Here is a 23,649-nt window from a genome sequence, read left to right on the forward strand (position 1 = left end):
CAACCAACCTGTCGCATTTTTTGCAATAATTTACGAAATGAATTTTATTAAGCTGCTTGACATTCTGTTGTGTTGAAATTTTCCTTATCCGGATTAAGATAAACATGGCCAATGGGCGTTAAATTTCGTGTTTGTCGTCCATTCCATCGCTCTGGATTGTCTCTTTTTGCTTGCTCGATGACTCGTTTTCTTTTTTCGAGTACGGCGCTGTCTAAGCCGTTATGGCGTTGGTTGGGTGTTACAAACTTGAGCGCACTGTGTTGATGTTCATTGTTGAACCAACAAACGAAAGCTTCAACCCAGTTCCTGGCTTCGCTTAATGTTTTAAAAAGGGTTTTCTGGAAAGGTATGATGATATTTGACTGTTTTAAATAACGATTCTGAATAAGGATTATCATTACTGACACGAGGTCTGCTGAACGACGTGGCAATGTCTAAATCGACCAATTTGGCCCTTAATGTTGCGCCTTTCATCGGACTGCCGTTGTCAGAATGTATCACCAATTGCTTTTTTGTCGATGTTTTCCCGGCGAGCGATATCTTCGATCAAATCAGCAGCGTGTGCGCTTGATTCGGCATCATGAACTTGCCAGCCTACGATTTTCCGACTATAGATGTCCATCACCATGTAGAGGTAAAAATACTGCCCCTTTGACGGGGCTTAATAAATACGTAATATCCCACGAGTAGATTTGATTGGCCTGTGTGGCTTTGAGTGACTGCGGTTTATTATGCTGACCTGCGGCTCCTTTAGCTCTGTGCTTAAGCTGGTTGTGGGCTTTCATGACACGATAAAAGGTTGATTCTGATGCGAGATAGCAGCCCAAATCCAATAACCTCGGAACGATTTGATGCGGCGTTAAAGCGCTGTATTCCGGTTTATTAATCACGGTGATGATTTCTTGCTTGATGGCCTCGGATAATTGATTGTGCACAGGCGCTGTATTGTGCAGTCGTAGGTCTTCTGAGAGTCCTTCTCCCCGGTTCCAACGCTGATAGGTTCGAGCTGATATACCCACCAGTTCACAGGCTAATTTCTGCCGCGCTCCATTGTCAACGGCTTCATCAATGAGTGCGCTGTAGTGTTGGCGATCTGAGTAGGCGATTAATCGGCCGCCTTTTCCCCCAGATCGCTTGGCACTTTTTTGATAACACCAGTAAAGCCGCTGTTTCTGATAACGCTTTCTCTTTGCGGTTTAGCTCCTTATGCAAACGCTTGTTTTCTTGTTTGAGTTTTGTTTGCGCCTGTTTATATACGGATTCTGTTGATTTAGATTCTGACAAAAATTCCGCTTTCCAGGTATTTAGATGATGTAAGTAGATGCCTTGTTCACGACAATAGGCGCTAGCCTGATCATCGGTGAGATGATGACAATGAACAATGGCTTCAAAACGTTCTACTGTATTCCAATCTTGAGGGCTTTTTTCTTTTGACATGTTTGACTCTGTTTTTTCGAGTTGATTTTTCTTAGCTAACCGAATCCATTTTTGAAGTGTGGAGTAACCCACACCTAAAGTAACTGCAATTTGCTTTAGCGATTGTTCTGGTCTTCTGGATAATGCTTTTTCTACTGATTGTACTTTAAATTCTTGGCTAAATACGCTCATTTTTGTCTCCTGATTTAAAATTTCCTAGGCGACAGGTATGTTGACATAGGGGGGTTTGGCTTTACCGGCACGCCGATTTTTCCAGAAAACGCCTTGGGAGCGGAGACCACCGCCAGCGTGTTTGGCCGCGAGCTGCATTCTTATGTGATTACCGATGCCATTCGCGATGAAAAGGTCTTGAAATTCAAGGTGGATTACAATGATGTGCGCCCACGGTTCAAGGAAATCGAAACCGAGCAGGACGCGAAAAAACTCAGTGCGGCAGAAAACAAACAAGCCCTGTTGCACCCCGAGCGTATCCGGGAAATATCCCGCTACATTCTGAATAACTTTCGTCAAAAAACCCATCGCCTGCAAGGAGGCAACACAGGCTTTAACGCCCTGTTCGCGGTGAGCAGCGTGGATGCGGCCAAGTGTTATTATGAAGCACTGAATGAATTGCAGGCAGGTGGCGGCCAGCCGTTGAAAATCGCCACCATCTTTTCCTTTGCCGCCAACGAAGCGCAAGACGCAATCGGTGATATTGCGGATGAAAGCTTTGAAGTGTCAGCGATGAACAGCAGCGCCAAGGAATTTTTGAGCGCGGCAATCGACGACTACAACGCTTTTTTCAAAACCAGCTTCAGCGTGGACAGCCAGGGGTTTCAAAACTACTACCGCGATTTGGCGAAACGGGTAAAGTCTCGGGAGATTGATTTGCTGATTGTCGTCGGCATGTTCCTCACTGGATTCGACGCACCCACGCTCAATACTTTGTTCGTGGATAAAAATCTGCGCTATCACGGTTTGATTCAGGCCTATTCACGCACAAACCGCATTTATGACGCCACTAAAACCTTTGGCAATATCGTCACTTTTCGTGATTTGGAACAAGCCACTATCGATGCCATTACCCTGTTTGGGGACGTCAATACCCAAAACGTGGTGCTGGAGAAAAGCTATAAGGAGTACATGGAAGGTTTTATCGATATTGTTACTGGTGAGGCAAGGCGTGGGTTTATGGAAGTGGTGTCGGAGCTGGAGCAGCGCTTTCCCGACCCTTCGGCGATTGAAAAGGAAGCGGATAAAAAAGCCTTTGCCAGGCTGTTTGGCGAATATTTACGCGTGGAAAATGTGCTGCAAAACTATGATGAATTTGCCAGCCTGAAAGCCTTGCAGAAGGTGGATATGAACGACCCTGCAGCTGTCGAGGCGTTCAAGGCGGAACATTATTTGACAGATGAAGACCTGGCCGCCCTGCAAACCATTAAAGTACCAGCAGAACGCACCATTCAGGACTACCGCTCCACCTACAACGATATTCGCGACTGGCTGCGCCGGCAAAAGGCGGCAGAAGGCAAGGGTGCGTCAAGCCTTGACTGGGATGATGTGGTCTTTGAAGTCGATTTGCTCAAATCCCAGGAGATTAATCTGGATTATATTCTGGAGCTGATTTTCGAGCACAATAAAAAAACCAAAAGCAAAGCCGATCTGGTTGATGAAGTGCGTCGGGTGATTCGTGCCAGCCTTGGCAACCGCGCTAAAGAGAGCTTGCTGGTTGATTTTATTAATCAAACCGACCTTGATCAGATTGCTGATAAGGCCAGTGTGATTGATGCCTTTTTCACCTTTGCACAAGCACAGCAGCAGCATGAGGCAGAGGCGTTAATTCGTACTGAATCCCTGAATGAAGAAGCGGCCAGGCGTTATATCGCGGCATCGTTAAAACGGGAATATGCCAGTGAAAATGGGACAGAGCTGAATGAGATACTTCCCAAAATGAGTCCGCTGAACCCGCAATACTTAACCAAAAAACAAAGTGTTTTCCAAAAAATATCTGCATTTGTTGAAAAGTTTAAAGGTGTGGGTGGGCAAATATAGGTGTAGTCATACTGATTTGCTCGTTTGTAGTTGTGTTATCGCTTGTCTTACAGGGCTTTTAGCTTTCCAGTCAAAAATCTCCAGGCATCGTATAATAAGCACTTTTAGACAGTAATCATAAAGGTGTTATGGACGAAGATTTTTCCTTCCAAGAGGAAGATTATGCCGTTTCGGCATTAAAAGTGCCGCCCCATTCAATTCAGGCTGAACAATCTGTATTAGGTGGCTTGATGTTGGATAATCAAACCTGGGATCAGGTGGCCGATCGTATCATGGAAGAAGATTTTTATCGCAAAGATCATCGGCTTATTTTTCATGCCATCGCTGAGTTGGCCGAGAAGCAGGAGCCCTTTGATGTTGTCACTTTATCTGAGACGTTAGAGCGAAACGGTGAATTAGAGCAGGTCGGTGGTCTTGCTTATTTGGGAACGCTGGCTAAAGATACGCCAAGTGCCGCTAATATTGTCGCGTATGCGGATATTGTTCGAGATCGTTCAATTCTTAGGCAGTTGATTCATATTGGTACAGAAATATCCGATTCGGCGTTCAATCCGGAAGGTCGGGAAACCTCGGAAATTCTTGAGAATGCTGAACGCGCTGTGTTTAAAATTGCCGAACAGCGTCAACGTGGGCAAGGTGGTTTTAAGCCGATTAAAGGCTTGCTGGCTGAAGCTGTGGATAAGATTGAAACCCTGTTCGAAATGGACGGCAATATTACCGGCGCTAGCACCGGCTTTACCGATTTTGATGAAATGACCTCAGGCTTACAACCGGCTGATTTGATTATTGTGGCTGGGCGTCCTTCTATGGGTAAAACGACGATTGCGATGAATATCGCTGAAAATGTCGCTATTCAGGAAAACAAGCCGGTTGCGGTCTTTAGTATGGAAATGCCGGGTGAATCATTAGCCATGCGGATGATGTCATCATTAGGACGGATTGATCAACATAAAGTTAGAACCGGTAAACTGGAAGAAGATGAATGGCCCAGGTTGACGTCGGCTATTAACTTATTGGCTGAAACCAAATTGTTTATTGATGATACACCGGCGCTGACGCCGACTGAAGTGCGTTCGCGTGCGCGTCGCTTGATGCGTGAGCATGGGCAACTAGGTTTAATTGTGCTGGATTATTTGCAATTGATGCAATCACCGGGCAGTGGCGATAATCGGGTGCAGCAGATTTCGGATATTTCACGTGGCTTGAAAGCACTGGCCAAGGAGTTGAATGTACCAGTCATCGCCTTGTCGCAGCTCAATCGGAATCTTGAACAGCGGCCGAATAAACGACCGGTGATGTCGGATTTGCGTGAATCGGGTGCGATCGAGCAGGATGCCGATTTAATCGTGTTTGTTTATCGGGATGAGGTATATAACGAAGATAGCCCGGATAAAGGTATCGCCGAAGTCATTATCGGTAAGCAACGGAATGGGCCGCTTGGGACGGTTCGTCTGACATTTTTGGGGCAATATACTCGCTTTGAAAATTTTGTGGGCGATGCGTATGGCCATGAGGATTATGAATAATGTCGGCAGCTTATGCGCTGATCGATCAAGCTGCGTTGCAGCATAATCTTGTCATTGTCAGGCGGCATGCGCCTGATGCCAACATCATGGCGGTGATTAAGGCAAATGCGTATGGGCATGGTATGTTGCGTATGGCGCGGATATTGGCGGTGGCTGTCGATAGTCTGGCTGTGGCGAGAACCGATGAAGCAATTGCTTTGCGAGAGCAGGGGGTTACGACCCCGATTACGGTGCTACAAGGTTTTATGGGGCGTGATGAGCTGATGTGCTATGCCAAATATCAATTGACGGCTGTTGTGCATCAACATGAACAAATCCGGCAGTTATTAGCCGGTTCCTCGCCAGAAAAAATAGCGGTTTGGCTGAAGATGGATAGTGGCATGAGTCGGTTGGGTTTTTTGCCGACGGAATGGAATGCAGTCTGTACGCTTTTGCAAAACAGCACGCAGGTACAGCAGCCTTTTGGCGTGATGACGCATCTTGCCAGTGCCGATGAGGTGGATTGTCATCAAAGTAGGCAGCAGTTACAGCGTTTTGATACTTTGACCTGTCAACATATCGGTGCTAAAAGTATCGCGAACTCGGCGGCTATTTTGGCTTGTCCTGCGGCTGTGACCGATTGGATCAGGCCTGGGTTGATGTTGTATGGGGTTTCACCTTTTCCAGATAAAAGTGCGGCGGATTTAGGGTTGAAACCGGTTATGACGTTGAAATCACGCCTGATTTCGGTGAAGACAGTGCCGCAGGGTGAAACTGTGGGGTATGGTGGCAGCTGGCGCTGTCAGCAAGCCACGCGCGTAGGTATTGTATCCATCGGCTATGGCGATGGTTATCCCCGTTATGCCCGGAATGGGACGCCAGTTTTGATAAACGGTAAGGTCGTTCCTTTAATCGGGCGGGTGTCGATGGATATGTTGGCGGTAGATTTGAGTACCTTGCCTGAGGCGAAAATTGGTGATACAGCGACCTTGTGGGGGGAGGGGTTGCCGGTGGAAACTATTGCCCAGTATGCAGAGACGATTCCTTATACTGTGTTATGCGGGATTACTCCCCGCGTCGAGATCATTGAGCGATAATGGCTAAAAAACAAAAAACCGCTTTTGTCTGCACTGAGTGCGGTGCTGATTTTCCGCGTTGGGCGGGACAGTGCACGGCATGTGGCGAGTGGAATACGATTAAAGAACTGCGTTTGGGAAGTGATAAACGAGCGCGGCAGAATGCGGGGTATGCCGGTGCAACTAGCGATGTTCAATTATTGTCCGATGTCGATCTTGAGCAGGCTCAACGTATTTCTACGGGACTGGACGAATTCGATCGTGTTTTGGGCGGCGGCATCGTTAAAGGTAGTGTAGCGTTAATTGGTGGTGCGCCCGGTGCGGGTAAAAGTACCATTTTGCTACAAGCGATTGCAAATATGGCATTAGCTGGAATTTCGGTGCTTTATGTTTCTGGCGAGGAGTCGTTGCAGCAGATTGCGGCGCGCGCACAGCGGCTGAAGGTAAGAACCGAGCGCATTAAAATGCTAGCCGAAACCTCGGTACAACAGATTTGTCAGGTGTTGGAGCAGGAGAAGCCTGCGGTTGTCATTATTGATTCAATTCAGGTGATGTATTCGAATGATTGTGATTCTGCACCCGGCTCAGTGTCACAGGTACGGGAATCGGCCAGCTATTTGACGCAATACGCCAAACGCCATCAAGTCAGTATTTTCATGGTTGGCCATGTCACTAAAGATCAATCATTGGCAGGTCCTATGACGCTCAGTCATATCGTCGATGCGCAAGTTATTCTGACTTCAACCAATGACAGTCGCTTTCGGGTGTTGCGCTCGGATAAAAACCGTTTCGGCAGCGTTGGTGAATTAGGCTTTTTTGCCATGGAGAGTCGTGGGCTGGTTGAAGTGAAAAATCCGTCTGCCATGTTTTTAAGCCGGGCAGAAAAACCCGCCCCGGGTAGTGTTGTAACCGTGTTGTGGGAAGGAACTCGGCCGTTGTTGGTCGAAATTCAGGCTTTAGTGACCGAAAGCCAATACGGTAACCCACGACGTTTGGCCGTGGGGTTAGATCAAAACCGGTTAGCGATGTTATTGGCGGTTTTGTCTCGACATGGCGGCGTCATGACCAGCAATGACGAGATTTACACCAATGTGGTGGGGGGGATTAAGGTAAGCGAAACCAGTTCAGACTTGGCCGTTGCGGTTGGGGTGGTGTCCAGTCTGAAAAATGTTGTTATTCCATATGATGTCATTTTCTTTGGTGAGATTGGGTTGAATGGTGAGATTCGGCCTGTTGCCAATGGCTTGCCGCGTTTGAATGAGGCGGCTAAACATGGCTTTAAGCGTGCTGTGATTCCGGCAGCGAATAAACCGAAGCAAGGTGGTCATGCGCTGGATTTATTTCCAGTCAGCCATATTCAAGAAGCGCTAGATGTGTTGAATGGATTGTAATTTAAGCTCTATTTAAGCCGGAAAGTGCTAGCAGGTCACGTTCTAATAGCATACTGTCACCTAAGTTTAGTTCAACCAAGCGTCGTAATTCGGAAATGCTATCGATATCAATATGTTCGCATTTGAAGCCAACTTCCCGGTCGATAACATGACTGACACTTAAGACCATTCGAATATGAATATTGTCGGAAAGCGTGAGTGTCAGTGTATATAAGCTGTCTTCGGTTGATGCAGACCAAGGCGCATCAAAATGTAACAGACAGCCTTTTAATGAGATATCAACCACTTGGCATGGGGTGTTGACTCCGGGTCCATCGAGATTAGCCTCCGTGGCATAGAGAACGCGATGAAAATGACGTTTATCTTCGGTTTTATCCATGGCTTGATGTGTGGCTAAAAAACTGCATTGAGATATCGTTAATAGGGGCTGTTGCCATTTCACATAGGTAACCATAAAAAGGCGCAAGCCAGAGCGATAGAGCCTTCAAAATTTCGTTTGAGTTTGTCATATCGCGTGGCGATCGCTCTGAAATGCTTAAGTCTTGCAAACACATTTTCAACGAGATGGCGATATTTGTAGAGACACCAATCCATTTCATCATTTCCCCGAGTTGAATTCTTTTTCTTGGGATAACAGGAACAGCCCCTTTGTCTTTAATTTGAAGACGTAATGCTTCACTGTCATAGCCTCTGTCAGCAACTATATAGTCACCTTTTGGGAGCTCTGCAACTAATTTCGGTGCTTCTTTACAGTCATGAACTTCGCCGCCTGTCACTGAGAAATGAATAGGAAGACCACAGGCATCAACGGCCATATGAATTTTACTGGTGTTCCCGGCGACAGATTTCCCTATCGCTGTTTCTTGTTCACAGGCCGCACCACTACTATGCTGATGTGCTTTCACAATACTCCCATCAATAAATTCCCATTCCAGGTCTGGGTCAACAACCAGGGCGTTAAAAATACCCATCAGTTTTTCTTTACGAGACCAGTCATTGAATCGTTTATATACCGCATTCCAATTACCAAAAGCCGTGGGTAAATCTCTCCAGGGACAACCTACTCGCAAGCGATAAAAAATACCTTCGACTGTTTTTTTGTCGCGGCATAGTTTGCTTGTTTTTGAGTCAAAATAAACAATCTATGTGGCGGAGTTATTGAATTTCAAGGGGGATTTTCAAAACGGCAACAGCCCCTAACAATAACGGGCACGCCCGGTGGGGTTAAAACCCGAATGCGTGCAGCATGTTTTATCCGTGGATGACGTCGTTTATTAGGCTCATTCATGTTAATTCCAAAGTTAAGCTTTAATCATCGTTTTTTATTCTGAATTTGTTGAACATAATCTATGGTCATCCAATCATTTTTTCCAAAATCAATTAAACGCTACAAGCAATTTATTGGCATCACTTTTCTCTAGCTCCGTCTGCCATTGCTGTAAAACGCCAATAAACGGTTTCAGATTAGAATTATCCGGTAATTCATTCACACCTAACTGCTCTAATGCTGCAATCACATGCGCGATGGACAATTTATGAACATCAACAGCCGGTTGATAAACGGGAAGGCCATTATCATTCTCGGGCATGACGCTAACCAATAAACCACTTTGCTTCAACTGACTTATGCTTTGCTGTATGACTAATAACGGAAGTTGTAATTGAATAGACAACCGTTCCTCATCTAAGGCTGGCTCTGCATTGCAAAAACGCCGAACCACTTCATGCATGATCGATAAGGCCACGGCTTTTTGCATAAATGAACTTAATTCAGCGAAACGCTGATTATGACAATAGCTGGCATAATTTTGGATATAAAAAGCCAATTCGCAGCCAAACAACACAATTGACCAGGCCAATTGCAGCCAGATCAAAAACAATGGCAACGCGGCAAAACTACCATAAATCGCATTGTAACTGGATAAGGCGAATTGCAAGCTGATATAAAGCCACTGCATCCATTGAAAAAGAATACCGGTGATCACCCCGGCAATAATTCCGGCCTGAAAACTTATTTTCCGGTTGGGCATAAAAATCAAAATAAAGCTAAACAGCACCATCATGATCAGCCACGGCAAAAAACCCAGCAAATACAATACGATTTGCGCGCCTAGCTCAGGCAGATGAATAACGCCAATCAGCCAAGTGACCTGGGTTTTGATAAAAACTGTTAAACTCCCTGACATGACCAGTAAAACCGGGGCTAACAGCATCATAGATAGATAATCACTGAGTTTTCGCGTCAAAGTCCGGTTTTTAGGAATCTTCCAGATATGGTTGAATGATTCCTCAATATTGCCGATGACTTTGATGACCGTCCAGAACAAAATAACCACACCGATACCTGCTACCAGGCCACCTTGCGTGTTTTTAAGCATATTTTCTGCAAAGCCAATGACCTGCAGCATCATTTCATTTTGTTCTGCGCTTTGCTCAAGCAAGCGTTGCTTTAACAGTTTCTCAAAACCAAAGCCTTTAGCGATACCAAACAACAAGGCGATAACGGGTACAATTGAGAGCAATGAATACAAGGTCAGAGCCGATGCTCTTAAGGCACATAAATCCTTGCAACGCAAGCAAAACAATGCGCAAACTTCTTAAACAAAAGGCCTGAACCGGACTCAACTTATAGTCAGTAACCCACCAGATTTGGTCACTAAAAAAATATCTGATTTTTGTGCTCACGATTGCAATTTAATTCCCAAAACAATATAAATCTTGTGCTCGGTGATAGACATCTTTCCTGTCGCCTCAGGAAGATAAGTCATATTTCCTTAATTTCTCGACCAATGTTGTTCGTCGAATATTCAATAACTTAGCAGCATGTGCGACCACACCATTGCATTCCTCCAGTGCCTGTTTGATAAGATCGCTTTCCAGGCTATTCAGGTATTCTTTCAAATCCATGCCGCTATCTGGAAGTTGTGACACCGGTTTGATTGATTCGCCAATTAACGATCTTTCATCTTCCTGGACTTCCGACACAGTCGCTTCAGTTGCAAAATCCACATTGATATCCAGATCATCAGGAATGCTGTAGGCTTGAAATTTTTCCGGTAAATCGTCGGCTGAAACCACTTTGCCTGGAAAAATAATGGCTAACCTTTCCAACAAGTTAGCTAATTCCCTGACATTCCCAGGCCAATCATGCTGCATCAACAAGGCTACAGCATCGGTTGTCAGGCGCAAATTACCTTTCTGGTGTTGTTGCATGCGGGCAATCAGATCATTCACCAACCATGGAATATCTTCCGCACGTTCCCGTAATGCCGGTACTTCAATAGGAAAAACATTCAAGCGATAAAAAAGGTCTTCACGAAAGCGTTTTTCGCTAATTTCATTTTCCAGGTTACGATGCGTAGCAGCAATAATCCGCACATTACAATGAATGGTTTTATTACTACCGACCCGCTCAAATGTTCGCTCCTGCAGCACCCGCAACAACTTCACCTGCATAGGCATAGGCATATCGCCAATCTCGTCTAAAAACAACGTACCGCCTTCGGCCAGTTCAAAGCGGCCTTGCCTGGCCGTCAAGGCGCCGGTAAACGCCCCTTTTTCGTGCCCGAACAGCTCACTTTCCAAAAGCTCACCGGGTATTGCCCCACAATTAACCGGTACAAACGGTTTATTCCGGCGTGATGACGCTTTATGCACGGCTTGTGCCACTACCTCCTTCCCGGTACCCGATTCGCCCAGAATTAAAACCGTCGCATCCGATGGCGCGACCTGTTCAATCAACGATCGGGTCAATTGAATCGCGGGACTGTTGCCAGCCAGTCCTTTGTTGTCCCGTCGGTCTTTCCTACCCATAAAAACGGGTTCCGACTTAGATTTTGGCAAGCGCTGCAAAAGTCGATTGAAAACTGAATAGCGTGTAGGCCAAGTTAAAACCTCAAATACTTTTTGCTCATCCGCCACAGGAATGCTTTCTTCCTCTCGCTTTTCGACCACCAAAATCAACGGTATTTGTCCATTGCACTTTCTTAACTTGTCGAGAGCATTATCCATTCCTCTCTGCGAGCTGAGTAAAAAAATCGCACTCGCATCCTGCTTTGAAAATGTCGTTTCAGTAATCTGCTCGAGTAATAACTCATGATAATTCAGTGACATAAAATCCATAATCGCCTGTACCTGAGGCGTAAGGTCTTGATTATCATTTATCAATATAAAATTCGGCGTTGCCATAAATACCGTTTAGGAGGGTTACTGAAAAAATGTCTTTGTTAAAAATAGCGAAAATCCTGATTTTAGCAAGCACTAAGGGCATTTTATTACCTGAACCTGGAGCTGCGACCAGTAAAATCCATGTCCTACCCATGTACCCAAGCCTTCAAAAACATAAATCAATATAAGATTTTACAAATCAATCGATTATTAAAACAAATTCATATGAATTATAGCTCTGTTTTCAAGCAATACTTGACAAAAATTTCTCAGCATAGAAACTAGGCATTGTTTTCAACTACTCTACGACATCGCATTGGACGATCTTTCGCTTACTGTCTTATTCAGTATCCTGGCGTTTTTATTGTTTCTCTCCGCTTTTTTTTCAGGCTCTGAAACCGCATTAATGACGTTGAACCGTTATCGGTTACAACACCTGGTAAAAAAAGGCCACCGTGGCGCCATTAAAGCCTATCGATTACTCAAGCGACCTGACCGGCTCATCGGCCTGATTCTGCTTGGGAATAACTTTGTCAACATTCTGGCATCCTCTTTAGCGACTATCATCGCCATTCGCATCGGCGGCGAGCAAGCTATTGCGGCGGCGGCAGGTATTTTAACGCTGGTTGTGCTGATTTTTTCAGAGGTTACCCCTAAAACATTGGCAGCAATCAAACCTGAGGTTCTCGCCTTCCCCGCAGCCTGGATTTATACGCCCTTATTAAAACTGCTTTACCCCATCGTCTGGCTGGTCAATCTGATTGCCAACATGCTGTTACGGATTTTTGGGGTACGGGTCAAAAAAGATACCGTTGAAACACTGAACAAGGACGAATTAAAAAGCATTGTCGCCGAAGCCGATAATATTATGCCCAGCCGCTACCGCAATATGCTGTTGGGCATTCTCGACATGGAATCGGCATCGGTCGAGGACATTATGACGCCGCGTAACGAAATTGTCGGCATCAATATTGAAGACCCGCTAGAAGACATTATCGAACAATTGCAACACAGTGATCATACGCGCCTGCCAGTCTATAAACAAAGCATTGACCGAGTCATCGGTTTTCTGCATTTGCGTAAAATTCTAAGCGTTATCTGCCGTGATGATTTTGATAAGGAATGCATTATAAAAAACATGCAAAAGCCATTTTTTATTCCTGAAAACACACCTTTGCATAAACAAATTCAGTGTTTCAAAACAGAAAAGCTACGCATCGGCCTGGTGGTTGATGAATATGGCGATGTGCAGGGATTGATAACACTCGATGATTTGTTACAGGAAATTATCGGCGAACTGATTATCGAAGAACCCAATGTCAAAATGCAAAGCGATGGCAGCTTTCTAGTCGATGGCAGCATCACTGTGCGTGAATTGAACCGGATCATGAATATTGATTTACCCACCGAAGGCCCTAAAACCCTGAATGGCTTAATTATTGAATATATGGAAACGATTCCAGATGCTGGCACCAGTATCAAGCTTCATGGCTATCCACTGGAAATTCTTAAACGCGAAAAAAACACGATAAAATTAGTCAAATTTCATCCTAAAAAATAAGCCTGGCTGTTTGCCGTTTTAAACACAACCACGATATCTGCGGACATCCGTCCCATATTTTTTATTTTATTCTGTAATTTGTTCAGTATTTTTTTAAATCCTGGCTATACTTTCAATTCAAGGTTTCAGCGCTGAATTTTCTGAATCCTGTGTTATGAAAATAAGGTTGTGTAAAGTTGTGACATGATGCCTTTACCTCCCCTGAATACCCATGATTTTTACTGACCGGTTACCTTTAAAATACGATGGCAAAATTTACTGTTTACTTTAAAGACAAGGCTTTGAATTCTGGCATTTTTGACGCTGGCATCGTCCATATCGGTCGTGACGAAACGAATGAAATAACTGTCGATAGTCTTTCTATTGCACCTGTCCATGCTGTTGTCGTAATCAAGGAAAGCGGCAGTATAATCAAGCAATTGAGTTCCGAACACCCATTAATTATTAATGGCGAGCAAACCGAGGAATATATTCTCGCCAATAATGACCGCATCGAACTTGGCAAACATTACATCATTTATAACACGATCGAAACGATATCAAACGGCTTTATACCTAAATCAGATAAAGCCGAAAACAGCCTAGACAAGCAATTAAGTGAAAATGCACAATTACCTGAAGCCAGTTTACAGATTTTGAACGGGCCTCATATCGGCCGTATCATAGGTTTAAAAAAAGCCATAACACGCATTGGTAATTCAACGGCAGGCATTGCTGTTATTTCACGTCGCAAAGATGGCTTTTACGTCTCTGCCTTGGAAAACCCTGACAAACTGGAAGTATCCAATCAACCGGTCGGCGAAAAATCTGTTAAGCTGTCGGATAACGATATTATTACTAGGGGCTGTTGCCGTTTTGAAAATCCCCCTTGAAATTCAATAACTCCGCCACATAGATTGTTTATTTTGACTCAAAAACAAGCAAACTATGCCGCGACAACTGCTTACGGATGAACTTTGGGAGAAACTGAAGATAATTATGTTGAAAATGGGAATTTATGACAAACCTTGTCTTCGAAAAACAGTCGAAGGTATTTTTTATCGCTTGCGAGTAGGTTGTCCCTGGAGAGATTTACCCACGGCTTTTGGTAATTGGAATGCGGTATATAAACGATTCAATGACTGGTCTCGTAAAGAAAAACTGATGGGTATTTTAACGCCTTGGTTGTTGATCCAGACCTGGAATGGGAATTTATTGATGGGAGTATTGTGAAAGCACATCAGCATAGTAGTGGTGCGGCCTGTGAACAAGAAACAGCGATAGGGAAATCTGTCGCCGGGAACACCAGTAAAATTCATATGGCCGTTGATGCCTGTGGTCTTCCTATTCATTTCTCAGTGACAGGCGGCGAAGTTCATGACTGTAAAGAAGCACCGAAATTAGTTGCAGAGCTCCCAAAAGGTGACTATATAGTTGCTGACAGAGGCTATGACAGTGAAGCATTACGTCTTCAAATTAAAGACAAAGGGGCTGTTCCTGTTATCCCAAGAAAAAAAGAATTCAACTCGGGGAAATGATGAAATGGATTGGTGTCTCTACAAATATCGCCATCTCGTTGAAAATGTGTTTGCAAGACTTAAGCATTTCAGAGCGATCGCCACGCGATATGACAAACTCAAACGAAATTTTGAAGGCTCTATCGCTCTGGCTTGCGCCTTTTTATGGTTACCTATGTGAAATGGCAACAGCCCCTAGACTATTAAATCGAAAAAAGCTGGGGTTAGTAGATCTTTTTGTTATTGGCAACCAGTTCAAAAATCTGTTCAAACTCTGAATCAGCCTGTTCTAACGCATTTATTATGCCGTCTGGATCAATCTTGAGCAGTACCAGCCAATCAATCATAAGAGCATTGACTAATTCGGTTATAGGTTGGCCTTGTTCCAGCCCATTGATTAAGCTGACGGTGACAGCCAATAATGTCGCCTCTAATTTATGTGCCAGTGCGTGTTCGGGTTGAAGTTGGCAGGCCACTGCGGTTACAAGTGACTCGGGTAATTGCCAGCTTTGTATCAATGCACTGCCTGTCTGAGTATAATCTACGCCAATAATATCTTGCTGTAAGGCGGGAAGTATCTGCCGTTCATTGGCCGCCTGTTCTAACACTAAAGCTGATTGCTGAGGAAATTTAAGATATAGGACTAACGAGCCAATATCATGCAGTAAACCGGCTACAAACAAGCGTTCGCTGTGCAGGAAAAAGCTTTTCTTAGCCAGACAGCGGGCGAGAAGGGCACAGCGAATGCTACGCATCCAGAAATCGGTCATATCGACCAGATCGGTTGGGATATTCTGAAATGAATCGATCACCGATGTGACCAAAATCAGGTTTTTCAGTTCGTCAACGCCTACGACGACAATAGCCCGGGAAATGGTGTCGATGCGCGACTGAAAACCATAGAAGGAGCTGTTGACCAGTTTCAATAAACGAGCACTCAACGCTGGGTCTTTTAAAATGACCTGACTGATGTTTTCAAGGCTGAATCGGGGGTCGTTGATCATCCGGGATACCTGAAAATAAATATCAGGTAAGGAGGGGAGATCTAAGCCTTCGTCAATCAGGTCATGGACATCAAGTTTAGACATGCCTTATTGTCGGTAGAGTGCCAACACTTGTTTAACATAGTTTTGTGTTTCTGGATAAGGTGGAATCTTGTTGTTATATTTCATAACAGCACCTTCGCCGGCATTATAACTGGCGACTGCCAGTTTTAAATTGGAATTGAACATCGTCAGCAAGTCTTTTAGATAACGTGCGCCACCTTCAATATTTTGCCATGCATCTTTACGGTTTTTAACGCCATAGCGTTTTGCCGTCTCGGGCATTAATTGCATCAGGCCGACAGCGCCTTTTGGCGAAACAGCCGCAGGGTTATAGGCTGATTCAGTCTGGATGACAGCATGGAGCAGCTTTTCATCGAGCTGATATTTAGATGCCGCTTTGGCAATGATGGCACTGTATTTTTTCTTTTTGGCTGCCAAGGATGTCCGCACTCGTTTTGATTTATATTTTCTAATGGTTGTTTTGATAATGCGTTTATAGGGCAGCCCTTTTTTGGGTTCATCGGTATAATAAACGCTGCCGTCTGGGGCAACGTATTTATAAACATCAGCCAGCGATGCCGATGTCATCGTCAAAAAAAGTAGACAGATTCCGATTTTTTTCATCATGTTTAATTTGCTTTAGACCTTATTGTGATGAGGTTAGCTGAATTTACTGCATTTTCTCGGGCCTGTTTCACATTTTTAGCCGCAGCCAGGGTGACACCCATTCGCCGATTAATCAAGGCGTGTGGTTTTCCGAACAGGCGCACTTCGGTGTCGGTAATTGATAATGCTTTTTCCAGCCCGTCGAAAACAAAGCAATCTGATTCAATCGCACTTAATATTACCGCACTTGCCGCCGGGGTTTCCAGTCGAGTCGATACCGGTAGGCCTAAAATGGCTCTGACATGCAAATCAAATTCGCTCTGTCGCTGACTCATCAAGGTCACCATGCCGGTGTCATGTGGTCTGGGGCTGACTTCGCTGAACCAGACCTGATCGCCCTTGATAAATAATTCCACGCCAAAAAGCCCTAAGCCGCCGATGGCATCGGTGATTTTTTTAGCGATGGATTTCGCCGTTTGCCAGGCCATATCACTCATCGGTTGAGGCTGCCAGCTTTCACGGTAATCGCCATCTTCTTGCCGGTGTCCGATAGCCTCACAAAAATGGGTTTCAATCTGGCCTTCTTCATTTTTCGCTCTGACCGTCAACAGGGTGATTTCAAAATCAAAATCGACCCGCCCCTCAATAATCACTTTACCCGTGTCAGTACGGCCACCTGTTTTGGCATATTGCCAGGCTTTTTCGAGTTCATCAACTGAATCAATACGAGATTGGCCTTTCCCTGAAGATGACATGGTCGGCTTGATAAAGCAAGGATAACCGATACTTTCGGCAGCACCTTGTAATTGTTCAAAACTGTCGGCAAAGGCATAGCGCGAAGTCGGCAGACCGACGGTTTCGGCGGCCAGGGTTCGAATGCCCTCTCGATTCATGGTTAATTGTACTGCTCGGGCATTGGGCACAATCGTGGCTGAACTGCCCGCTTCAATGTCGGTCAGTGCGGCGGTGGCGATATTTTCAATTTCCGGAATAATGTAGTCGGGCCTGATTTTAGCAATCAAGGCTTTGACCGCATCAGCATCGGTCATGTCGATCACAAAACTGTGATGGGCCACCTGCTGCGCCGGTGCATTGGCGTAACGGTCAACGGCGATCACTTCAACCCCATAGCGCTGCAATGAAATGGCAATTTCCTTGCCTAATTCACCACTGCCTAATAATAAGGCCTTGGTGGCGGTGTTTGATAAGGGTGTGCCAATCATCATTGTTTACCTTGTAAGTAATTTTCAATATCCTGCTTGGAAAAGCCGATTTTCTGCGCCACTCGGTCGGCATGGCTGACACGCGATATGCCATCAATCAATTTATAGGTCGGATGATCGCCTGCAAATTCGACCTGCTTGGCAATTCCAATATGTTTATTGATGAAAAGATCAACCAATTGATGATTATGGGTGATCAGAATGGTGGTGCAGCCTTTGCGATAGAAACCATCTAGCACATTGGCCGAGGCTTCCATTTTCTCTTCAAAGGTTGTACCTTCAGATAATTCATCCAGAACGACCAAGCTTTTCGCCGTCGTAGCCAGAAAAATATCACGGGTACGCTTGAGTTCGGTGCCGAAGCGGCCTTCGCCATCATCTAGGTGGCTGATGTCTGGTGCTTGATAGAAGATATGGTCGGCGACAACTAAAACCGCGCGCTTAGCTGGTACCAGGCAACCGATTTGCGCCAGCAGTTGAATTTGGGTAATGGTTTTGCAAAAAGCGGTTTTGCCGCCGCTGTTAGGGCCGGTGACAAACACTAGACGCTCATCATGGACGGCAAAATCATTGCCAACATAATCCGGGTTTTTGTGGCCTAAAATCGGGTTTTTAGCCTGAATCAGTGTCATCGTATGCTTGTCAGCATTCTGCATTTCCGGTAATACCGTATCGCTGCCATAGTCTTCGGCATATTTTACGAAAGCCAATAATTCATCTAACTGTCCCAGTGCATCCAGTGCTTCGCCGAGTTCGTGCGATTGTTTAAATTCGTCCCTGAGCGGAATGATGCAATTGTCTCGGTCATAGGACCCAATAATGGGGAAATAAGCCAGGAGCAACGGGATGAAGAAGATGGAAGCCATTGGAATGGTTTCTCGGCTAATGCTGAATATATCGGTCGGGAAAAATGAAGTAATAGCCCATAATGCCGCAAAAATAGAGGCAATTAACATGGGTTTGAAAATAGTTGGCTTGAAAATCGTCGCAGGAACAAAACTGCCTTTGCGCTCTTCTTTGCACTGAAAACCTTTTTCCGTATTGTAAACCGGGCCTGCCATCAACGAGTAGGTTCTGGAGCTGGAAAACTTAATGATTTTATTGAAAATTGACTTTAAATAGTCACTTTCAGGCTCGTTTGAAGCCTGTATGGAATCAACCAGGTTCAGTACAAAGCGTACGCCGCGCTTGTATTGTTTATAGCCGTAGCCTTCAATTTGATGGTCTTCGCGGGCAGTGCCAAAACCGCCTAAAAATTCGCCATATAATAGAAGGAATAAGTTGTTTTCGGTCGCAGCAGAGCGGCTGATAATGCGTTCAAGGTTTTCCCGGACGCCAGGTTGTTGTTGGATTTCTTTAATGGCATCCTGTTTGGCACAGATTTCAGCATAATCGGCGGAAGGTTGGCATAAGGAACGATATAACACGGTCTGCCCAGAAATCGTTTGGGCATAATTAAGCGTGTCAAACAATTCGTCCACTTCAATGGTGTTAAAGGAAGATACGTCTAATACGCCTTCGCCGGTCGCCAAAGGTTGTGTCGTTTTAGCTTGAGGCCATTGGCCGGCCCAACTTTCCAGCACAGTCTGTTTCATCGTTTTCTCTTATTATTCTGTAGCCCAAAAACAATAATTGCCGCGACGACAATTCCCGACATCATGATATTTTGTTTCGATGCACCCAGCAACCAGGCCACACCGCCGCCCAATGCCATGCCGACACCGCTGAACGCCAATGCCCGCATAAACCGGCAGATAGGACAGTTTCTGTCATAGCCTCGCATTTTCACCCTCCAGGATATCCGTTAAACATTGAATATGTAAACTACCATCATTTAATGCTGGAATATAGCGATAAGATTGGCCGCCAGCCTGCATAAAAACAGTTTTATTTTCCATGGCGATTTCTTCCAGCGTTTCCAAGCAATCGACAGCAAAGCCTGGGCACACCACGTCAACCGATGTAACCCCCTGTTGGGGGAGGGTCCTCAAAATCTCAACACAATAGGGCTTTAGCCACTCTGCTTTACCGAAGCGGGATTGAAAAACCAGTTGCCACTGATGATCTTCAAGGCCTAACGCTTGAGCAATCAATGTCGCACTGGTTTGGCATTGATGATAATAAGGGTCCCCTAATTCGGTTAATTTAGCAGGGAGGCCATGAAAGGATAAAATCAGCAGTTGATTTTGTCCGTTTTTCTGCCAATGTTGTTGAATGGATTGGGCGACAGCCTGAATATAGGCCGGGTGCTGATGATAATCGCTGATGAATGAAATGGATGGAATATGGCGCCAACCTTGCGTAATACGCGCCATTTCATCATACACCGAAGCGGTTGTAGTGGATGAATACTGCGGATATAACGGCAAAACGATCAGTTTTTCAATGCCTGAATGGTGAAGTTCCGATAACTTGCGGGCCATTGATGGTTTGCCGTAACGCATGGCAAAATCAAGTTTGATGCTTCGCGGTGCAATATGCCGGGCTAATTTATCGCTTAATTGTCGGGTTATATGGATTAAGGGGGAACCATTAGGTGTCCAGATTTTTCGATAGGCTTTTGTTGCCTTACCGGGGCGCAGCGGCAGCACAATGAAATGCAGTATAAGCCACCATAGAAAACGCGGTAAATTAACCACACGGGGATCACTTAAAAACTGTTTCAAATAGCGGCGAACCGCACGCCGGGTCGGGGCATCGGGCGAACCTAAGTTAACCAAGATGACCCCGGTTTTATGTTTATCCCCGGACATGCTTTATTGCCGGTTAATCAAATTCAGAAATTCAGAACGGGTGCTGATTTCTTTGCGGAAAATACCGGTCATTACGGATGTTGTCATTACAGAGTTTTGTTTTTCCACGCCACGCATCATCATGCATAAATGTTTAGCCTCAATGACAACGGCAACACCTTTTGCACCAATTGCAGATTCGACCGTATCGGCAATTTGTTTGGTCAATTTTTCCTGAATCTGTAAACGGCGACCATACATATCAACAATTCGGGCTAATTTAGACAGTCCCAGCACCTTACCTTGTGGAATATAGCCAATATGACACTTACCGACAAAGGGTAACAGATGATGTTCGCATAAAGAATACAGTTCAATGTCTTTGACGATGACCATATCTTCCGTATCGGCCTCAAAAATGGCATCATTCAAGACATCTTCCAGCTTCAACTCATAGCCCCGGTTTAAAAACTTAAAGGCTTTAGCTGCACGCGCCGGGGTATCGACTAAACCTTCGCGATTGATGTCTTCACCTACGGCTTCAATAATTTTACGAAAATACTCTTCCATCACCTGTTCCTGAGAAAAAAATAACGGCCCATTATAGCGCATCACCGGGTGAATTCTAACGCCTCAAGAATTACCCGTCAGGGCAATCGGGTTTAAAAAAGGGTTGAAATTATAATTTAGATAAGGTATTGGTTTTATCATTTTGATTATAAATGACAGTTACCCCAACGGCCTCAATTATCCACCATTTTTCAACGATTGCTGATCCAAGAGTAGATCGGCGAAAGAAGCATCAACTCACTGATATATTTTTCATCACCTTGTGTGCGACTATTTGTGGAGCCGATAACTGGGTGGCCATTGAAAAATTTGGAAAGGCTAAAGAAAGCTGGTTCACTGAACAGCTTGGTTTAGAAAATGGAATCCCTTCACATGATACGTTGGGTGCTGTTTTTGCCGCCATAGATACGGAACAATTTAGTCAATGCTTCTCAAACTGGGTGGCCGATCTAGCGGACTTGGTTGAAGAAGATATTATTGCAATGGATGGCAAATGCTTAAGGCGCAGTATTGATAAAGCCTCAAATAAGTCAGCCATCTATATGGTGAGCGCCTGGTCGCGGAAAAACAGTTTGGTTTTAGGTCAGGCGAAAGTGGATGATAAATCCAATGAAATTACGGCCATACCCAAACTTCTGTCGCGTTTGGATATTGCAGGCGCTTTGATTACAATTGATGCAATGGGGTGCCAAAAGAAAATAGCCAAACAGATTATCGACCAAGGCGGTGACTATGTTTTGAGTTTAAAAGGAAATCATGGCACCTTACATGAGGATGTAAAGGCCTATTTTACATCCGCTTTATCGCCAGAAATTGCCACAAAACCGTCAATGGTGAGCATGGGCGAATTGAAACGCGTTCTGTTCGTGTCACGGATGAGATTGAATGGTTAAAAAGGAGCATTCCTGGTCAGGATTAAAAAGTATTATTGCCGTCACAGCCACAAGAGAAGTGGATGAAAAAATAACCGAGGAAACACGCTATTTTATAAGCAGTTTAAGCGCAAACGATCCAAACAAGTTAGAGCATGCTGTTCGCGCTCATTGGGCGATTGAAAATAACTTGCATTGGGTTCTTGATCTTGCTTTTGATGAGGATAGCAACCGAACCCGCAAAGGATATAGTGCTTCAAACTTAGCTGTCATTCGACACATGGCCTTAAATTTAATAAAAGCCGAGGAAACGGCCAAAGTCGGTGTAAAAACCAAGCGAATGATGGCAGGGTGGGATAATGATTATTTACTCAAGATTCTTGGTGTAATTTAAACCCGATTGCCCTGAATTACCCGTTCGTCGGCATCGGGTTTATGCGCATTTTCGCTGATATGCCGACGCCAAAGTTTGGCGCCTTTTTCACCATGAAATAAGCCAAGAATATGACGTGAAATATGATTTAGGCGCAAGCCTTTAGCTAACTGTTGTTGAATATAAGGGAGCAATGCCTCAACAATCTCATGACGGCTTTTTGCTGGCCGTTCAACACCATAAAACAGACGATCAACCTCGGCTAATAAAAAAGGTTGGTGATACACCGCTCGCCCGAGCATCACGCCATCGACATGATTTAACTGGGCTTTGGCGGTAGTAAGATCGTTCAGTCCGCCATTGAGAATGATATCAAGTTCGGGTCGTTCTTGTTTTAGACGATAAACAAACTCATAGCGAAGTGGTGGAATATCCCGGTTTTCTTTAGGTGATAAACCCTGCAGCCAGGCTTTTCGCGCATGGACAATAAATGTATTGCAGCCACTTTCGGCAACGATATCGATAAAATATTTAAATTCATCGTAGCTTTCCATCTCATTAATGCCGATACGGGTTTTAACTGTGACCGGAATGGTGCAAGCCTGTTGCATTGCCACGACGCATTCAGCCACCAAATCCGGCTTGGCCATCAGACATGCGCCAAACATGCCGTTTTGTACTCGATCGCTGGGGCAGCCTACATTCAAGTTGATCTGGGCATAACCATGCTGTTCAATCAGCTGGGCGCAAATGGCCAATGCCTTCGGATCACTGCCACCTAATTGAAAGGCAACAGGTTGCTCTTCGGCATTAAAGGTTAAAAATCGTGCCTTATCACCATGTATGATCGCCCCGGTCGTGACCATTTCCGTGTACAGCAGCGCTTTTTCCGAGATCAACCGATGAAAATAACGGCAATGTCGATCGGTCCAATCCAGCATCGGGGCGACGGAGAAGACAGCCGGATTCGGAGATGAGCGTTGAATTGATTGTTGTTGATCCATATTTAATTGCTAATACCTGCGCGTTAAAACAGACTCTGTTTGAAACAAAGGGTATTTTAACGGCAAAAAGCTTGCGTGGCGCCAGTTGCGATGAATAAACATTGTGGTTATCGGATATAGAAAGAAAAAGGTAACTGCTCACCCGGTTGTGTTTTAGCCGGAGTAGGTCATTGATTTATCAGGACACGTGAATACATCCATGTAGTTCTGCATAACATCCCTGTTATGCAAGCCTGATAAATCAACAACCTACACCTGCTTTTTAGAGGGGGTGAGTAGATACAGAAAAAGGCCAGAATATTGAGGAAGGGCTGGCTTGTAAAGCTTACCCCCATATAGGTTAAGCTTTTAGGTGATGAAAAAAATGAATCAGATGGTGTGAAAATAAAAAAATTTTAAAAAAATATTTTCAAATGAAAAAAAATCCGTATAATATGCAACTTCTTCAGCTGGTGTAGCTCAGTTGGTAGAGCAGCTGATTTGTAATCAGCCGGTCGCGGGTTCGAGTCCCATCACCAGCTCCATATTCTGGATTTTTGTCGCTTTCCAGCGGCAAAAA

At 44.8% G+C, this 23,649-nt stretch carries 17 protein-coding genes, 1 tRNA gene and 5 pseudogenes; 9 read left to right on the top strand and 14 right to left on the bottom strand.

Annotation, left to right across the window (positions count from 1 at the left end; genetic code table 11):
• Nucleotides 1–47 precede the first annotated feature (47 nt).
• Nucleotides 48–1,608 (bottom strand): annotated as a pseudogene (locus JEU20_RS11770) (IS3 family transposase).
• 54 nt (nucleotides 1,609–1,662) lie between these two features.
• On the opposite strand from JEU20_RS11770, the pseudogene JEU20_RS11775 reads away from it, so the two are divergent.
• The 4 genes and pseudogenes from JEU20_RS11775 to radA form a co-directional block, all read left to right on the top strand.
• A pseudogene (locus JEU20_RS11775) lies at nucleotides 1,663–3,468 on the top strand (type I restriction endonuclease subunit R, EcoR124 family); the annotation flags it as partial.
• Between the two features lie 128 nt (nucleotides 3,469–3,596).
• Entirely contained in the window at nucleotides 3,597–4,994 is a 1,398-nt protein-coding gene (gene dnaB, locus JEU20_RS11780) for a replicative DNA helicase (protein ID WP_198246322.1), read from the top strand.
• Nucleotides 4,991–6,070, top strand: a complete 1,080-nt coding sequence (gene alr, locus JEU20_RS11785) for an alanine racemase (RefSeq protein ID WP_198246712.1) — start codon at nucleotides 4,991–4,993, stop codon at nucleotides 6,068–6,070. Before dnaB ends, alr begins: the two co-directional genes overlap by 4 nt.
• Complete coding sequence (gene radA, locus JEU20_RS11790; protein WP_198246324.1) at nucleotides 6,070–7,440, top strand: DNA repair protein RadA; 1,371 nt, start codon at nucleotides 6,070–6,072, stop codon at nucleotides 7,438–7,440. Before alr ends, radA begins: the two co-directional genes overlap by 1 nt.
• Nucleotide 7,441: 1 nt before the next feature.
• Here the strand turns inward: radA and JEU20_RS11795 are convergent, their stop codons facing one another.
• From JEU20_RS11795 to JEU20_RS11810, 5 genes and pseudogenes are all read right to left on the bottom strand, one after another.
• Nucleotides 7,442–7,819, bottom strand: a complete 378-nt coding sequence (locus tag JEU20_RS11795; protein WP_198246713.1) for a PilZ domain-containing protein — start codon at nucleotides 7,817–7,819, stop codon at nucleotides 7,442–7,444.
• Nucleotides 7,820–7,878: 59 nt separating this feature from the next.
• A pseudogene (locus tag JEU20_RS11800) lies at nucleotides 7,879–8,540 on the bottom strand (IS5 family transposase); the annotation flags it as partial.
• A gap of 65 nt (nucleotides 8,541–8,605) precedes the next feature.
• Nucleotides 8,606–8,728 (bottom strand): hypothetical protein, encoded by a 123-nt coding sequence (locus tag JEU20_RS15520; RefSeq protein WP_281066847.1) that lies wholly within the window; start codon nucleotides 8,726–8,728, stop codon nucleotides 8,606–8,608.
• A gap of 88 nt (nucleotides 8,729–8,816) precedes the next feature.
• Nucleotides 8,817–10,016: a YihY/virulence factor BrkB family protein gene (locus JEU20_RS11805; RefSeq protein WP_245395244.1), complete on the bottom strand. Its 1,200-nt coding sequence runs from the start codon at nucleotides 10,014–10,016 to the stop codon at nucleotides 8,817–8,819.
• 175 nt (nucleotides 10,017–10,191) lie between these two features.
• The gene (locus JEU20_RS11810; RefSeq protein ID WP_198246326.1) at nucleotides 10,192–11,628 is read right to left on the bottom strand and encodes a sigma-54 interaction domain-containing protein; all 1,437 of its coding nucleotides are present in this window, start codon (nucleotides 11,626–11,628) and stop codon (nucleotides 10,192–10,194) included.
• 295 nt (nucleotides 11,629–11,923) lie between these two features.
• On the opposite strand from JEU20_RS11810, the gene JEU20_RS11815 reads away from it, so the two are divergent.
• From JEU20_RS11815 to JEU20_RS11825, 3 genes and pseudogenes are all read left to right on the top strand, one after another.
• On the top strand, nucleotides 11,924–13,168 hold the full coding sequence (locus JEU20_RS11815; protein WP_198246328.1) for an HlyC/CorC family transporter: 1,245 nt from the start codon (nucleotides 11,924–11,926) through the stop codon (nucleotides 13,166–13,168).
• Nucleotides 13,169–13,413: 245 nt separating this feature from the next.
• Nucleotides 13,414–14,040, top strand: coding sequence for an FHA domain-containing protein (locus JEU20_RS11820; RefSeq protein ID WP_198246330.1), 627 nt, complete (start codon nucleotides 13,414–13,416; stop codon nucleotides 14,038–14,040).
• Nucleotides 14,041–14,095: 55 nt separating this feature from the next.
• Nucleotides 14,096–14,845: pseudogene (locus JEU20_RS11825) on the top strand (IS5 family transposase).
• 43 nt (nucleotides 14,846–14,888) lie between these two features.
• Here the strand turns inward: JEU20_RS11825 and JEU20_RS11830 are convergent.
• Genes JEU20_RS11830 through folE form a run of 7 tightly spaced genes read right to left on the bottom strand, consistent with a single transcriptional unit; the run spans nucleotide 14,889 to nucleotide 20,841 of the window.
• On the bottom strand, nucleotides 14,889–15,752 hold the full coding sequence (locus JEU20_RS11830; protein WP_198246332.1) for an HDOD domain-containing protein: 864 nt from the start codon (nucleotides 15,750–15,752) through the stop codon (nucleotides 14,889–14,891).
• Between the two features lie 3 nt (nucleotides 15,753–15,755).
• Nucleotides 15,756–16,337, bottom strand: a complete 582-nt coding sequence (locus JEU20_RS11835; protein WP_342590512.1) for a transglycosylase SLT domain-containing protein — start codon at nucleotides 16,335–16,337, stop codon at nucleotides 15,756–15,758.
• Between the two features lie 2 nt (nucleotides 16,338–16,339).
• Entirely contained in the window at nucleotides 16,340–17,542 is a 1,203-nt protein-coding gene (gene purT / locus JEU20_RS11840; RefSeq protein ID WP_198246334.1) for a formate-dependent phosphoribosylglycinamide formyltransferase, read from the bottom strand.
• Nucleotides 17,539–19,134, bottom strand: coding sequence for a MutS-related protein (locus JEU20_RS11845; RefSeq protein WP_198246336.1), 1,596 nt, complete (start codon nucleotides 19,132–19,134; stop codon nucleotides 17,539–17,541). The genes purT and JEU20_RS11845 overlap by 4 nt, the downstream gene beginning before the upstream one ends.
• Nucleotides 19,131–19,322: a hypothetical protein gene (locus JEU20_RS11850; protein ID WP_198246338.1), complete on the bottom strand. Its 192-nt coding sequence runs from the start codon at nucleotides 19,320–19,322 to the stop codon at nucleotides 19,131–19,133. Before JEU20_RS11850 ends, JEU20_RS11845 begins: the two co-directional genes overlap by 4 nt.
• Entirely contained in the window at nucleotides 19,309–20,292 is a 984-nt protein-coding gene (gene hemH / locus JEU20_RS11855; RefSeq protein ID WP_198246340.1) for a ferrochelatase, read from the bottom strand. The genes JEU20_RS11850 and hemH overlap by 14 nt, the downstream gene beginning before the upstream one ends.
• 3 nt (nucleotides 20,293–20,295) lie before the next feature.
• Entirely contained in the window at nucleotides 20,296–20,841 is a 546-nt protein-coding gene (folE, locus tag JEU20_RS11860) for a GTP cyclohydrolase I FolE (RefSeq protein ID WP_198246715.1), read from the bottom strand.
• A gap of 152 nt (nucleotides 20,842–20,993) precedes the next feature.
• Between folE and JEU20_RS11865 the strand changes: the two are divergent.
• A pseudogene (locus JEU20_RS11865) lies at nucleotides 20,994–22,107 on the top strand (ISAs1 family transposase).
• Here JEU20_RS11865 and dusA read toward each other — a convergent pair.
• Nucleotides 22,104–23,090: a tRNA dihydrouridine(20/20a) synthase DusA gene (gene dusA, locus JEU20_RS11870; protein WP_198246342.1), complete on the bottom strand. Its 987-nt coding sequence runs from the start codon at nucleotides 23,088–23,090 to the stop codon at nucleotides 22,104–22,106. The pseudogene JEU20_RS11865 and the gene dusA sit on opposite strands and share 4 nt — an antisense overlap.
• 448 nt (nucleotides 23,091–23,538) lie before the next feature.
• On the opposite strand from dusA, the gene JEU20_RS11875 reads away from it, so the two are divergent.
• A tRNA-Thr gene (locus JEU20_RS11875) sits at nucleotides 23,539–23,614 on the top strand.
• The last annotated feature ends 35 nt before the right edge of the window (nucleotides 23,615–23,649 follow it).

It is taken from the genome of methane-oxidizing endosymbiont of Gigantopelta aegis (genome assembly GCF_016097405.1).
Classification (GTDB): domain Bacteria; phylum Pseudomonadota; class Gammaproteobacteria; order Methylococcales; family Methylomonadaceae; genus Methylomarinum.

Coding starts and splice junctions, on each gene's coding strand:
- JEU20_RS11820 (WP_198246330.1), top strand. CDS start 13,414: ATGGCAAAATTTACTGTTTACTTTAAAGACAAGGCTTTGAATTCTGGC.
- radA (WP_198246324.1), top strand. CDS start 6,070: ATGGCTAAAAAACAAAAAACCGCTTTTGTCTGCACTGAGTGCGGTGCT.
- purT (WP_198246334.1), bottom strand. CDS start 17,542: ATGATGATTGGCACACCCTTATCAAACACCGCCACCAAGGCCTTATTA.
- JEU20_RS11835 (WP_342590512.1), bottom strand. CDS start 16,337: ATGATGAAAAAAATCGGAATCTGTCTACTTTTTTTGACGATGACATCG.
- hemH (WP_198246340.1), bottom strand. CDS start 20,292: ATGTCCGGGGATAAACATAAAACCGGGGTCATCTTGGTTAACTTAGGT.
- folE (WP_198246715.1), bottom strand. CDS start 20,841: ATGGAAGAGTATTTTCGTAAAATTATTGAAGCCGTAGGTGAAGACATC.
- JEU20_RS15520 (WP_281066847.1), bottom strand. CDS start 8,728: ATGAATGAGCCTAATAAACGACGTCATCCACGGATAAAACATGCTGCA.
- JEU20_RS11850 (WP_198246338.1), bottom strand. CDS start 19,322: ATGCGAGGCTATGACAGAAACTGTCCTATCTGCCGGTTTATGCGGGCA.
- dusA (WP_198246342.1), bottom strand. CDS start 23,090: ATGGATCAACAACAATCAATTCAACGCTCATCTCCGAATCCGGCTGTC.
- JEU20_RS11845 (WP_198246336.1), bottom strand. CDS start 19,134: ATGAAACAGACTGTGCTGGAAAGTTGGGCCGGCCAATGGCCTCAAGCT.
- dnaB (WP_198246322.1), top strand. CDS start 3,597: ATGGACGAAGATTTTTCCTTCCAAGAGGAAGATTATGCCGTTTCGGCA.
- JEU20_RS11830 (WP_198246332.1), bottom strand. CDS start 15,752: ATGTCTAAACTTGATGTCCATGACCTGATTGACGAAGGCTTAGATCTC.
- JEU20_RS11795 (WP_198246713.1), bottom strand. CDS start 7,819: ATGGATAAAACCGAAGATAAACGTCATTTTCATCGCGTTCTCTATGCC.
- JEU20_RS11810 (WP_198246326.1), bottom strand. CDS start 11,628: ATGGCAACGCCGAATTTTATATTGATAAATGATAATCAAGACCTTACG.